Annotated in this window: 1 protein-coding gene; it reads left to right on the forward strand. The window is 37.6% G+C overall.

Annotated features, from left to right (window positions below; translation table 11 throughout):
* The coding region (locus ACRHOC_RS15050) for a chemotaxis protein CheW (RefSeq protein WP_431159431.1) at positions 1–220 on the forward strand (220 nt) is incomplete at its 5' end.
* Positions 221–242: the final 22 nt, after the last annotated feature.

Genomic DNA, 242 nt, shown 5'->3' on the forward strand with positions numbered 1-242 from the left:
CGAGCAAGAAGTTGTAGGCCTTGTTGTAGATAGCGTTGATGAGGTTATCAATCTACCGCAAAATGATATTGACCGCGCTCCAAACGCAACCGGTGAAGAAACAACCAAGCGTTTTGTAATGGGTGTTTGTTACTACAATACGATTCTTATTATCTTGCTGGATCTATTAAAAATGCTACAAAGTATTACCCCAATAGATACTGGAGATGATGGCTTCTAATTAAGAAGTAAAATGACTAATA

Origin of the sequence: Winogradskyella poriferorum, assembly GCF_050618035.1 — a bacterium.
Classification (GTDB): Bacteria; Bacteroidota; Bacteroidia; order Flavobacteriales; family Flavobacteriaceae; genus Winogradskyella; species Winogradskyella poriferorum_A.